This window comes from Sandarakinorhabdus sp., assembly GCF_051860625.1.
Lineage (GTDB): Bacteria > Pseudomonadota > Alphaproteobacteria > Sphingomonadales > Sphingomonadaceae > Sandarakinorhabdus.
The window spans coordinates 15,242-28,897 of sequence record NZ_JBHYDQ010000002.1 but is presented as its reverse complement, the minus strand read 5'-3'; the positions used below and the strand labels follow the sequence as shown (position 1 = coordinate 28,897).

At 64.6% G+C, this 13,656-nt stretch carries 7 protein-coding genes; 1 reads left to right on the top strand and 6 read right to left on the bottom strand.

The annotated features are described in order from the left end of the window. Nucleotides 1–223: 223 nt before the first annotated feature. Together ACTIEZ_RS02610 and ACTIEZ_RS02605 are read right to left on the bottom strand one after the other, a co-directional pair. The gene (locus ACTIEZ_RS02610; RefSeq protein WP_439545098.1) at nucleotides 224–4,153 is read right to left on the bottom strand and encodes a CheR family methyltransferase; all 3,930 of its coding nucleotides are present in this window, start codon (nucleotides 4,151–4,153) and stop codon (nucleotides 224–226) included. A gap of 258 nt (nucleotides 4,154–4,411) precedes the next feature. Beyond that, nucleotides 4,412–4,600, bottom strand: coding sequence for a CsbD family protein (locus ACTIEZ_RS02605; protein ID WP_439545097.1), 189 nt, complete (start codon nucleotides 4,598–4,600; stop codon nucleotides 4,412–4,414). Nucleotides 4,601–4,896: 296 nt separating this feature from the next. Between ACTIEZ_RS02605 and ACTIEZ_RS02600 the strand changes: the two genes are divergently transcribed. Then, nucleotides 4,897–5,757, top strand: a complete 861-nt coding sequence (locus tag ACTIEZ_RS02600; RefSeq protein WP_439545096.1) for a transglutaminase-like domain-containing protein — start codon at nucleotides 4,897–4,899, stop codon at nucleotides 5,755–5,757. Here the strand turns inward: ACTIEZ_RS02600 and ACTIEZ_RS02595 are convergent. The 4 genes from ACTIEZ_RS02595 to ACTIEZ_RS02580 all read right to left on the bottom strand — a co-directional run bounded on the left by ACTIEZ_RS02595 (nucleotide 5,754) and on the right by ACTIEZ_RS02580 (nucleotide 13,426). Then, nucleotides 5,754–8,471 carry a M14 family metallopeptidase gene (locus ACTIEZ_RS02595; RefSeq protein WP_439545095.1) on the bottom strand — a complete coding sequence of 906 codons (2,718 nt, stop codon included), beginning with the start codon at nucleotides 8,469–8,471 and terminating at the stop codon, nucleotides 5,754–5,756. The two genes, ACTIEZ_RS02600 and ACTIEZ_RS02595, sit on opposite strands and share 4 nt — an antisense overlap. Before the next feature lie 55 nt (nucleotides 8,472–8,526). Next, nucleotides 8,527–10,236, bottom strand: a complete 1,710-nt coding sequence (locus ACTIEZ_RS02590; protein WP_439545094.1) for a class I adenylate-forming enzyme family protein — start codon at nucleotides 10,234–10,236, stop codon at nucleotides 8,527–8,529. A gap of 147 nt (nucleotides 10,237–10,383) precedes the next feature. After that, the gene (locus ACTIEZ_RS02585; protein ID WP_439545093.1) at nucleotides 10,384–12,075 is read right to left on the bottom strand and encodes an alpha/beta hydrolase family protein; all 1,692 of its coding nucleotides are present in this window, start codon (nucleotides 12,073–12,075) and stop codon (nucleotides 10,384–10,386) included. A gap of 115 nt (nucleotides 12,076–12,190) precedes the next feature. Next, nucleotides 12,191–13,426, bottom strand: coding sequence for an acyl-CoA dehydrogenase family protein (locus ACTIEZ_RS02580; RefSeq protein ID WP_439545092.1), 1,236 nt, complete (start codon nucleotides 13,424–13,426; stop codon nucleotides 12,191–12,193). Nucleotides 13,427–13,656 lie beyond the last annotated feature (230 nt).

Below are 13,656 nucleotides of genomic sequence, written 5' to 3'. Positions count from 1 at the left end.
AAGCCTTCGTAGCTTTGGGTAGAATCCGGTCCTCGCAGGCACCCCCCACCTCCCCTAAACCGATATTGCCAGGTGGGCCTGCTCATCAACCGCCCCCCCGCGGCCGAAGGCGTTGCCGGTCCCCCCCGCGACAATGCCTGATGCACAATTCGCATCGGCAGCGCTCGCCTGGCTACACACCCATTTGCAAATATTGCCGGATCGTGGCGGCAAGGCCGGGCGTTCAGGCGCCGACCGCCCCCGGATCGGCGAACATCACCAGCCGCGCCAGTTCCGGCAACGACCGGCAGCCGCTGCGCCGCATAATTTCGGCACGATGATTCTCCACCGTGCGCTGGCTCAATTGCAGATCGGCAGCGATATTCTTGCTGGGATGGCCTTCCAGCACCATCGCCATTACCTGGCGTTGGCGCGCCGTCAGCTTGGCCAGCCGGGCCAGCGCGGCCGATCGTTCCGCCTCGGCGGCGCTGCGGCCTTCACCGCTGGCCAGCGCCCGGCGGATACTGTCGACAATCTGTGGACCGCTCACCGGCTTTTCGATGAAATCCAAGGCGCCGGCCCGCATTGCGGCCACTGCGGTGCCGATGTCGCCGCGCCCGGTGATCAGGATCGTCGGCGGCAACATGTCGGCAGCCTTCAGGCTTTTCATCAGATCCATGCCGCTTTCGCCTGGCAGCCGGACATCGATCAACAGACAGCCGGCGCGGTCAAAGCGCCAACTGGCGCGAAAGGCCTCGGCCGACAAATGCAGCCGGGCCGGCAGGTCCGAACGCGCCAGCAGCAAGCCCAGTTCACTGAGCAGCGCCGGATCATCGTCGATCACATGCACCAATCCGGTTTCGTCTTCGTCAGCAGGATCGCCAGCCGCGTTCGCCGACAGCGAGCCGAGCAGCGCAGAGATCGCCACGCGCAACCCCGAAGGCCGCACCGGCTTCGACAGCCGGACGATATCATTGGCGGCAAAGCGCACCAGCGTGTCGATGGAAATATCCCCGGTCAGGATGATCACCGGCACCGTGGTGCCATTGGCCTCGCGGATGGCACTGCGCAGCCGCTGCGCCAGCTCCAGGCCATCAAGGCCCATCGCGAGCCGGAAATCCGAAATGATCAAATCCGGCACCGTCGGCATCAGCGCCGCCAGCGCTTCGGTTTCATCGCGCGCCGCGATCACGCTGTGGCCACAGTCGCGCAGCATCAGCCCGAGCAGCTCAAGCAATTCCTCATCGTCATCGATGATCAGGATACGGCTGCTGGCCTTGGCGGGCAGCGGCGGCGAGATCTTGTTGCCCGCAGAAACGGCACGCGTGGCGGCAGCGCCTGCCGCCGGCTCCGCCTTGCGCTCGTCCGCCGCCAAAGGCACGTTGATGCCGAAGACCGATCCCCGACCCAGCCGCGATCGCAGGCTGATCCGGTGGCCGAGCAGATCGCCCAGACTGCGCACGATGGCGAGGCCGAGGCCAAGCCCCCGGCTACGATCTGCCGCCGCCGGGCCAAGCTGCTGATACGGTTGAAACACCGTTTCGACCTTTTCGGGCGGGATGCCGATCCCGCTGTCCCATACTTCGATCATCACCCGGTCGCCGCGCTTGCGGCCACCCAGGATCACGCCGCCCTTCGACGTATATTTCAAGGCATTTGCCACCAGATTCTGCAACATGGCGGCCACGTGCCGGCGGTCGGACACAACGGTCAGCCCGCTGCGCACAAAACGCAGCCGCAGCCCGCTCGCTTCGGCCTGCACGGCAAGCCCGTTCACGGTTTCTGCCAGCAGGGCGTCCAGATCGAACCGGCCTGGCCGCACTTCGACAGCACCGGCCTCGATCCGGTTGATATCCAGCAAGCCATCCAGCATCGCCGCCATCGAATCGAGCGTGCGATCCACGCGGGTCAACAATTTGCGGCCTTCGGGATCGGTGACCTTTTGCGCCAGCAATTCCTGCAACAACACCAGAGCCTGAAGCGGCTGGCGCAGATCATGACTGGCCGCCGCCAGGAAACGCGATTTGGCCAGATTGGCCGCGTCAGCAGCTTCGCGCGCCTCCTGCAGCGATGCCGAATTGCGCTTGCGATCGGTGATGTCGGTATAGGTGATGATCACGCCTTCGATGGCCTGATCGTGGCTGCGATAGGGCAGCACGCGCCGGCAATAGCAGATATCGGCCGGCGAAGTGACTTCACGCTCCACCGGCGGAGCACCGCTGCGCACAGCGGCCACATCGATATCCAGCTGCGGGTCCGGCGTGAACGGCGCAAGATCGGCCAGCGGCCGCCCGATATCGCCGGGAAGCATGTTGAACAAGGCCCGCGTTGCCGGCGTGAAGAAGCGGATATGGCTTTCCATATCCAGAAAGATCGTCGCGACATCGGTGCTGTACAGGATATTCTGCAAATCGTCGGCAGTAATGCGCTGGCGATCGATGGTTTCCTGCAACTGGCCATTCAGAGCCACCAGTTCCTCGTTCAGCGATTGCAGTTCCTCCTGCGAAGTGATCAGTTCCTCATTCGCTGTCTGATAATCCTGGTTGCGCAGCAGGGTGTCGGTGTGAATGGCAAACTGCTCCACGCCGCCACTGTCCGGATTCAGGGCCACGGCCGCCAACTCGGCGCGAATGCTGGACAGTTCGGATTCGAGCGCCAGCAACCGCGACGACGGCAACGCCGGCAGCGACCGCAACGCCGGCGGGGCCTGCAAAGGCGACATCACATCGGCGACAGTGGCCATGGGCAGCATTGGCCGGCTGCCGGGATTGCGCCGATACAATTGCGCTTCCTTGGCGATCAAGGTGAACGGCGCGCCGGGGCCGCGGCTGGCCTCCGTCACCGATTCCGCGCTGCCCAGCAACAGGATGCCGCCGGGCCGCAAGGCAAAGTGAAACAGGCTGATCGTGCGCGCCTGCGCCGCCGGCTGCAGATAGATCAGCAGGTTGCGGCACACCACCATGTCGATCCGCGAAAACGGCGGATCCGTCAGCAGATCATGGATGGCAAATACCACCGAGGCATGCAGCGTGGGGCAGATCCGCCAGCCGTCTTCATCGGCGATGAAATAACGCTTCAGCCGTTCCTTGCTGACATCGGCAGCAATGCTGGCCGGATACAGCCCGCGCCGCGCCGTGGCGATCACATCGGGATCAAGATCGGTGGCAAACAATTGCAGCTTCAGGACGGAGCCACTGCGCTCGATCTCTTCCTGCAAAAGGATCGCCAGCGACCAGGCTTCCTCGCCGCTGCTGCAGCCGGCGCTCCAGATGCGGATCGGTCCGTCGCCGGGATGGCTGCGGATCAAATCCGGCAAGATGCGTTCCGCCAGCACCCCAAATACCGCTTCGTCGCGGAAGAAGCTGGTGACGTTGATCAAAAGATCATTGGCCAGCGCCTTCAACTCGCCGCGGTCAACGTCCAGCCGCTTGATATAGCTGCGCATGGCATCGGCGCCAGTATGGCCAAACATACGTGCCCGCCGTTCGATGCGGCGCTGCATGGTGCCCAATTTATACCCGCTGAAATCATGGCCGCCGGCCTTCAGCCTGGCCAGCACCGGTTGAAGCCAGGCGCTGTCGACCGGATCGGGTGCAGACGCATCCGGACCGGCCTTCGGCCCATGCGTGAGCTGTGCCACGATAGCTGCGCCCATGGCCGCGACCGGCAGCACATCGTCCACGCACGCGGTGGCAATGGCCGCCAGCGGCATGCTGCGGTGGCCAGCCTCTTCGGGATCCTGGGCGATCACATAGCCGCCAGCGGCATGCACGGCGCGCACCCCATTGGCGCCATCGGCGCCATTGCCGGACAAGATGATCGCCATCACGCGCAGCGGAACATCCTTGGCCAGCGATTCGAGCAGAAAATCGACCGGCAGGCGCGGGCTGCGGGTTTTCAGCGCGGCCGACAGGCGCAGCACGCCGTCAACAACCGAAATACGGCCCCCCGCCGGAATCACGTGCACCCGGTCAGGCAGCAGCGCCATGCCGTCGGACACCTCGACCACCGGGATCGGCGTGCCGGCGCCGAGCAACTCGGCAAGGATCGAAGGGTGATCGGGGTCGAGATGCTGGACCAGCACATAGGCGATGCCGCTGGTGGCTGGCAGGCTGGCGATCAGACCGCGAAACGCCTCAAGGCCGCCCGCTGACCCGCCGATGGCCACGACCATCTGCCCCTGGTGGGCTGCGGTACCGGGCTTCGCAGACTCCGCATCGGCCGGCGCCGGCGTATTGCCGGCGGGCGGAACGGGCCCGCGTCCAGATTGATCGTTTGTCAGATATCAACGCCCCCGAATGGACACGCCATCAGCGTGATCAGCAATGTACCAGATTGCGCCCGCAACGTCACACGAAGCCCAATGGCCAGTGCGAGCAGACACACGCACTGGACGGCCTGTCAGCCGGGCCACGAGGGCCCGGCCATCGGCTCAATCGTCGAGTGCGTCCTTCACGTCATCCTTGGCCTTGCCAACGGCGCTCTGGACCTTGCCTTCGGTCTTTTCGACCTTGCCTTCGATCTCAAGGCCCTTGTCGTCAAACAATTTGCCGGTGGCTTCCTTGACGCTGCCGGTCACTTGCTTGCCGGCGCCTTCAACGCGATTCTTGTCGATACTCATGATACGCCTCCTGTGCCGGATATGGCACGGTGCTGCCCCGATCAAAGGTCTGGATCGGGACCCGCTGGATATGATCGGGGCAGCAACAAAAGCTTAGCCGCCCTGAGTATTGGCCGGCAGCAGCGGCTTCTACTCAGGCGCTGCCCCCTGCCCTACGCAGATGATTGGCCTGAACGCGGGTGGATTCCGCTGCTGGCCAATGGCGGCGACCATCCGCATCGCCATGGTCCCGCGTTCAACATGCAGGCACCCCTGGTCTGCAGCAATGACCTTCCTTGTCCGGAGTCACACGTCTCATGCTGATCCGCTGCGGCTATCGCATCGCCATCCATTGTGCGCAGCCCACCGCGCTGGTGCTGATGCTGACCCCGCATGATGATGATGTCCGCGCGCGGCCGTTGGTCGAAGCGCGCCACAACAGCCTCAACACGCCGACCACATTCTACATGGACAGCTTCGGCAACCGCTGCCAGCGGCTGGTGGCGCCGGCCGGGGCGCTGGTGCTGTCGGGCGATGCCATCGTGGATTGCGATGATCTAATCGATCCGCAGTGCCTGGATGCTGCGGAAATCCCTGTCGCCAATCTGCCGGCCGATGTCCTCGTCCATCTGATGGGCAGCCGCTATTGCGAAACCGACCAGCTCAGCCAGTTTGCCTGGAACAGATTTGGTGCGCTGCCACCCGGCTGGCGCCGCGTGCAGGCGATTGTGGATTTCGTGCAGAACCATATCGAATTTGATTATGGCAATGCCAGCGCCACCCGCACGGCGCGCGACACGCTGGAAAACCGTGTCGGCGTGTGTCGCGATTTCGCGCATCTCGCCATTACACTGTGCCGCTGCCTGAACATCCCGGCCCGTTATGTGAACGGCCATCTTGGTGACATCGGCGTGCCGGTGGTGGACCCGATGGACTTCAGCGCCTGGATGGAGGTGTATCTGGGCGGTGGCTGGCATGCGTTCGATCCGCGCAACAATGCGCGGCGCATCGGCCGCATCGTCATCGCCCGCGGCCGCGACGCCGCCGATGTGCCGCTGATCAACAGCTTCGGCCCGCACGACCTCACCGATTTCAAGGTATGGACCTATCAGGTGGCCGATGACGCCGCCTTGCCCGTCACCTGGCAGCCACCAGCGCCGCCAAAAGCCTCCGCCTAACGCTCTGCCCCGCCATAGTGGACCGCGTTGAACAGAAATTTGAACGTGCCATAGGCTTGGGCGCGCTGCACGACTTCCGGACCCATCACGAACAATTTGCCCCGCGCCACATCGATATCGGCCACCGCGATGGTGCCGGCCAATTGCTCCTGACCCACGGCCCAGCCACTGCGCAACAAGGATCGGCCCTGGAACCATGACACTGGCGCGGCCGTGCCATTGCCCGCAGCCGGCACGAAGCTGGGCGAGCGGTTGAAGAACATGTCGATTTCGCCCGGCAGGCCATAGGCCAGCGGCTGGCGGTTATCGACCTGGGCGCGCAGCACCGATCCGGGAATGAAGAACTGCTTGGTATCAAGGGCGCGCGTTTCGCCATTTTCAGTGCGGCTCTGTGCAAGCTTCAGCGGGGCACCGAACAACTCGGCCAGCCGCGCCGAACCGCCCATCGCCACCACCGCGCCGCCATTGCGGAAAAATTCCGTCAGCGCCGGCACGGTCTTCGCGTCGCTGAGCGTGCCGGTCGTGGCTTGCCATTCGGCCGGCGTGTCCTCGGGCTTCGGTTGTGCCGACGGCCGATCCACCCCCCACGCGCCCTTGCCCGGCAGCGCGCCGTCGGCGAACAGCAGCACATCGAACGCGCGTTTCAGGCCGCCCGCTTCGATCCGCTGCGGATAGACGACCTCGAATGGAAATTCGAACTGCTCGAGCAGCCAGCGCGTCCAGCCGGCGGTCATCAAGCCGCCATAACGGTCCACCAGCCCCAGCCGCACCGGGCGCAGCTTGATCGTCGGGGATGCCGGCGCCTTGGCCACCGCATGCGCGACCAGGCCAAGTTCGGCCACAGCCTTGTTGATGATGCTCCCAGCTGCGCCCGACGCCGGCACCCAGATCGCGCCCGGTGCCAGCGTGTCGTTGCCCAGAGTCACCGCGTCCCTGACCCAGGCCGGCTTCACCCCGGCCTTCAGCAGGCGGTTGGTCAAGATGGCGCTGTTGTTGGTCTCATGGCCGATCAGCCAGCCGGCGTTGCCGTTACCGCTGATGCGGCCCGCCGGCGGACGCATCAGATCATCGACAGCCACGAAACTGCCGTCGACCGCCTCCAGCACCCGATCGAACTGCACGGCCATCTGATAGGCCAGAGTATAACCCGCCACATCATAAGGCGGGGTCGGCGCGCCGCCGGGATAGGGCACATCGTTGGGATGGTCCTGCGGCTCGAACATGTCGAGCACGTGGGGGCGATAGGCCTGCGCGGTGCGCACCACATAACTGCCGGCCGGATAGGTCTTGCCGCCCGCGGTGAACGCCGCAGTGGCGCGTTCCACCTCGACGCCATTCTTGATAAGCGCATTCAGGAAGGTGACAGCGGTGGGCAAGTCGCGCTGGTCGGCGGGGATCACATAGGCGCGCGGGTCGCGCTCTGCCGGCGCTTGCAGCATGGTCGCATATAGCGCCGGATCGACCTTGCGCGCGCCGGCCCCCGGCAGCGCAGCGGCATTGGCCAGCCGCTCGACCTTGGATGGTGTGATCGTCCAGCTATCGCGGCTGCCCTTCTCGATGCTGTTGGCGCCCATCCGCCAGATGTTGAACAACAGCCGCTCACGATTGCGCGCGGCATAATCGATCACGGCGCGATTGAGCGTCCATTGATAATCCAGCGTGTCCTGCAGATGCCAGGGCCGCGGAGCTATGGGGAGCATCTCGTCGCCGCGCGGCAGTTGCGTGGCCGGCACCAGCGGGATGGTGGTGGGCGTGGGCCCGCCGATGATTTCGGTCAGCAAGCCGATACTGTTGTGGAAATAGGCGACACTGCGCTCCATGCCATTGTGCCAGGTCGAATATCGCGCCGCGCTGCGCATGCCGGAACCGGCCTTGCCTTCGGCAATCAGCCGCGAATGCATCGCCGCACCGACCTCGTTCAATTGGGTCATCACGATGGGATCATAGTTGAAATTGAACGGATCGCGGAACGGCGGCACGAACACCACCATGCCTTCCGGGCCGGTCTGGTGCTGGTTGTAGACGATTTGCGGATACCACTGCCGGAACAGCACGCGGTTGACGTTTTCCGTTTCGGGCATCTGCACCATATAACTGTCACGATTATTGTCGTGGCCGATATATTTCTGATAAAGCCTTGGTAGCGTTGCGAATTCGCGTTTCTTCGGGTCTTCGTGACGCATGTACCAGTTGGCGACCAACTCCATGCCATCGGGGTTGTCGTGGCCGAACAGGATGATGCAATCGTCCAGCATGCGCATGGTTTCGGGATCGGTTTGCGTCAGCATCCGGTGCAGCACCTGGATCTGCCCTTGCGATGTCACGGTTTCGGTGGCGTGCATGCCGGCATCGATCCACACGATCGCCTTGCCCTGCGCCGCCAGCGCCTTCGCCTGCGCCTCATCCACCCCGCGCGCCTTCGCCAGCCGCTGGGCGATGCTGCGATAGTCCTCCAGCCGCGCCAGATTGGCCGGCGTGGAGACAACAGCCACCCACATGGTCCGCCCCTCAGCGGTCTTGCCGATATCGAGCAGCTTCAGACGGTCAGATTCGCTGGCCAGCTTCTGCAGATAGGCTTCGTACTGCGTGTAATTGGCGAGGTAATAATCGCTGCCCGGCGGCTGCTTGAAGAAATCTTTCGGCGCCGTCTGCGCCAGGCTGGCCGCCGGCAGGCAAAGCAGGGCTGTTGAAACGAGCAGCAGATGCAATTTCATGATGGTCGCCCCCTTTGGTCAGAACCGTGCGCCGACAATGGCCAGCGCTTGACCCTCACGCCACCGGCAGATCCTTGGCCAACCGGTCACGCAGTTCGCGCTTCAGGAACTTGCCACTGGCGTTGCGCGGCAGTGGTTCGGCCATGAACCAGACGTGGCGCGGCACCTTGTAGGGGGCAATCAGGCCCCCGCAAAAGCTGCGCAGCGCGGCCTCATCAAGGCTTTCGCCGGGTTTCAGCAGCACCGCCACGCCGACTTCCTCGCCGAGCCGGTGATCGGGTACGCCGAACACGCAGCATTCGGCAATCGCGGGATGGCGATAGATGGCGGCTTCAACCTCGGCGCAGTAAACATTCTCGCCGCCGCGCAGCACCATGTCCTTCTTGCGATCGACGATGAAGATGAAGCCATCTTCGTCGATGCGGGCGATGTCGCCGGTGTGCAGCCAGCCATCGGTGATAGCGGCGGCAGTCGCTTCCGGGCGGTTGATGTAACCCTTGATGACCGCGGCGCCCCTCACCCATAACTCACCGGTTCCGCCCGTTGGCACCGTGTTGCCGGCGTCATCGACGCATTTGGCTTCATAGCTGGGCATGGCGGGGCCGGCGCTGTCGGGCTTGTCGACAAAGAAGTCGCCAGCAACCGACGTGATGATCCCGCAGGTTTCAGTCATGCCATAGCCTGTGCTCGGCCGGGCGCTGGCCACCTTGTCCTCGATCTTGTGCACCAGATCGGGCGGCACCTGGGCGCCGCCGCCCGACATCGCTGTCAGGCTCGACACATCGGTGGTGGCGAAATCCGGATGGTTGATCAGCTCGCGTGCCATCACCGGCACGCCGCCGATGGACGTCACCCGTTCAGCCGCGATGATGCGCAACGCTTCGCCGGCGTCCCAGCGGTACATCAGCACGATGGTGCCGCCGGCCGCAGTGGTGGCATAGGCGCCGCAATTGTTGGCGGTAACGTGAAACAGCGGCGTCGTCAGCAGCGATACCGGCACCGGCGGGTTGGCGGGCGGCGCGATACCGGTGGCGCGTTGCGTCGCCAAGGCCGTGGAAGCGCCGGCATAGAGCATGTTGTACAAGTTGGTGATGCACCCGCGATGGGTCAACTGCGCGCCCTTGGGAAAGCCGGTGGTGCCCGATGTGTAGAAGATGCAGGCATCGGCATCGGGATCGATCGCCACCGCCGGCTGAGGACCGCCCAATGAGACCCCATCCGCGATCATATCGGCGAACGCTGTCACGCCCGGCTCCGGCCCGCGCAGCCGCACCCCGACGAGCGTCAGGTCGGCCAGCGGCTCGGTGATTTCGCGATAGCGATCCAGCCGCTCGGCATCGAGGAACAGGGCCTTGGGTGCTGCATCGTTCAGCGCATAGGCCGTTTCCTCGGCGGTCCACCAGGCGTTCATGCCGACGACGGCAATGCCAGAGCAGACGCAGGCCCAATAGATCAGCAGCCATTCCGGATAGTTGCGCATGGCAATCGCCACCCGATCGCCCGGCCCGATGCCGCGCGCCGCCAGCCAGGCCGCGATGGCGTCCACGCGGGCGTGGGCCTCGGCATAGGTCAGCCGTTCATCGCGATAGACCAGATACGTCCGGTCGGCGAATTGCAGCGTCGATTGCCACAGCGCCCGCACATCGGGCAGCGCATTGCGATAGGCGCGCAACGCGATGCCATTGACATCGATGGTGATGATCTCGAACGCGCCGCCAGGGCCTGTCAGCTCTTCGCGCGCCTTCGCCAGTTCCGCGTAGTGCATGGCTCTCCCCAAGATTTGTTCTTGCCTGGCAGTGATACACGCGATGCGGCGCCCGGTAAGCTATCTAGAGCTAGCGGACGAGGCGTCGCCGAGCCCGCACCTGCCGGCCGTTGGGCGTTGGGCGCAGGTGACAGCGTGGCGCCCCCGTCATGAAACCTGGGTGGCCGTGCCGGCGACGACATACCAGGTGACAAACAGCCCGCACAGCATCCCGCCCGGCACGGCGCTGCCGGTGCGCGCCCAGATGAAGGTGCCTATGCCGGCAATGATGGCGAGCAGCGGCACGAACTGGATGGCGATGACGGTGGTCAGCGGATCGAACGCCGTCGGCAACTGGCCGGTGGCGAAGAAAACGCCGTAATCAATCACCAGCAACAGGATGAAGCCGCCGGCAAGGGCCAACATTGCAGCGCCATAGCGCCTGATCCAGCCATCGCCCGCCACCGCCAACCGGCCGAGCGCGGCCAGCATGACGATCTGCGCGAAGGTGATCGGGACGAGATAGACCAGCGCGATGCGGAACTGGCTGGCGCTGAGCGGCTTCAATGCCACCACCCAGAACCGGGAATCCACCGTGAACCACTCAGCCATCGCCAGCAGCGTCGCATAGCCGATGGCCATCGTCGCCAGCGCCAGCAGCGCCGCCAGCAGCCATTGCGGTGCGGGGCGCGGCGGCTTTGGTTGGGCGAAGCGCAGCAGCAACAGCGTCAGCCCGGCATTGATCAGCGCCCACAGCGTCACCTGGGTCGTGACCGTCTGCGGCAACAGGGACGACGGCGGCAATGCCAGCGTCACCAGAATGAAGGCCGGGAAGAAGCTGATGGCGGGCCACAAGGCCGCAAACGCAAACTGCCGCCACCAGCGGGCATCGCGGCGCGGATTGGCGGGCGGTGGCGCGCGGCGCAGCGGCGCGAAGACCGGCAACGCCAGCAACAGATCGAAACTGCCGACGAGGATGGCGAAGAAGCCGACCAACGCCATCCCGGTGGCAATTTCCTTGCCGAACCAGATCTGGTTGTCCGCCGGCAGCGGCGTGCCACCTTCCAGCGTCTGGCCGAACCAGTCCAGCGCGTCACCGATCGCAGCATGGCTGATATGGTCGCCGGGGTGCGTGGTGATGGGCTGGGTCAGCCGCCGCGCGGTGCCATCGGCGATGCGGCCGTAAATCCGGCCGGGCACGATGGCGGTCGTGCCGAACAACGCCTGCAACTTGGCGCTGCCCGCCACATCCTGCGCCCGGTCCACATCCCACATGATCTTCGAAAATTCGTCATAGCGGCTGAACACCAGCGCCAGGTTGCGCGGCCAGGTGGGTGTGCCATCGGCGGCGAACGGCTTTCCGGTGGAGGAACCCTGCAGCACCATGGCGCGATAGGCGCCGGGCATGGCCGCGGCAGCCGCGAGCGCCGTCCAGCCGCCCATGCTATGGCCTTCCAGGCCGATATTCGCCTTGTCCACCATCGGCAGGCTGCGCAGTTGGGCCAGCCCGGCCGGCCCACCAAAGCCTTCCGAAAACGCCGCGCCGCCCGAATAGCCGTGGCCGGTCTGGTCCAGGGCCAGCACGACATAGCCGCGCCGGGCAAATTCGATGGCGAAACCGTCCTGCGTCTCGCGGCTGTTGATATAGCCATGGACGGCAAGGATGCCCGGCGCCGGAGTCGACGCCGTCGCACCCGGCGGCACATAGAGCAGCGCGCTCATCAAGGTGCCGGCAGGCGAGCGGAAGCGGATATCCTGGACGCTGATGCCGCCGGCGGTCTGGATGCGACTTGCCTGCCACGATCCGCCCAGCACCAGCACCAGCCCGAGCAGAAACAGCCACCAGCCTTTGCGGATCATCGCACTCCCCCCGAATGGTCGCCGTCATCGCCGCTGAACGGTCTTGCGGATCGCGTTTCCGGTTTCGCGCCGAAACGTCGCGCGCTGTCCTTGCTGTGACGCGCGTCGCGCGTTCCTAGATCAGATCGCCACCCGCTGCCGATGCCGTCGTGCCATGCGCCTGATAGGCCTTGATGACATTGCGGCCGACCGTCCAGCGGTGCACTTCATCGGGGCCATCGACGAGGCGCTGCGATCGGATATGGGTGTACCAACTCGCCAGCGGCGTATCCTGGCTGTAGCCGAGTGCGCCGTGCAACTGGATGGCAGTATCGACAACCTTGTGCACCATGTGCGCGAGGAACACCTTGGCGATGCTGTTCTCCTGCCGCAGGTCCATGCCCTTTTCGGCCTTGTAGGCAATGTGCAGCAGCATCAGCCGCGCCATGTAAAGTTCGCTCGCGCACTCGGCGAGCATGAACTGCACGCCCTGGCGTTCGTGCAGCGGCTTGCCGAAGGTCGAGCGCTGGGTGACATGCGCCGCCGCGAGATCAAGCGCGCGCTGCGCCATGGCAACATTGTGCATGCCATGCCTCAGCCGCCCATAGGCGAGCCGGTGCTGCCCCATGTTGAAGCCATTGCCTTCGCCGCCGAGCAGATTGTCGGCGGGCACCACCAGATCCCTGATCTCGATCTCGCTGTGGCCGCCGCCCATCACCTGGGACAGCGGGCCTTCGATCGCCATCGTCTTGATGTCACGCTTGATGATGTAGCCGGGGTTGGGCAGCTCGACGATGAAGGTCGAAAACTGCTGGTGGCGCGGCGCATCCGGATCGGTGCGTGCCATCACCACGGCAAGATCGGCAGCGCTGGCCGCCGACGAGAACCATTTTTCGCCGTTCAGCACATAGTTTTCGTTGCCGTCCTTCACCGCGGTAGTGCGCATGCCGGTGGCATCGGCGCCGGCGGCCTTTTCGGTCATCGAATAGCACACCCGCTTGTCGCCATTGAGCAGGGGCTTGAGGAACTTCTCCTTCTGATGGTCGGTGCCATGCGCCAGCAGCGTCAGCATGGTTGCGTCGTCCGGCCCCTGGCTGTTCATCGACAGCGCGCCGAGATGGCTTTGGCCAAGCTCCATCTGCACCAGCGCATTGGCGAGCGGGCCCAGCCCCATGCCACCATGTTCCTTGGGAATGAACGGCAGCCACAGCCCCTGCGCCCGCGCCTTGGCCCGCAGCGCCCCCAGGATGGTCTGGTAATCGCCGCCGTCGTGTAGCGCCTTTTCCGCCGGACGGCATTCATCATTCACCCATTGGCGAACGCGCTCGCGAACGGCCTTGGCTTCAGCGGGAATCTCGAAGTCGATCGACATGGCGTGGTCTTCCTCCCCATTTTCCAAGCATGTTATCGCGCAAAAGCAACGTCGGCGACTATCATGTTTCGGTTGAAAGACCGCGCGGTGGCTCGGTTTCAATCCCGGTCGCAGCGATGCCCAGGCCATTCAAATGACCAGAACGGGCCAGTTTGCACACCCAGAACCTCACGAACCTTCGCGGACAGTAGCTCGCATCGATAGCGTGTGTTCAGCAGCCTGACGCCCGG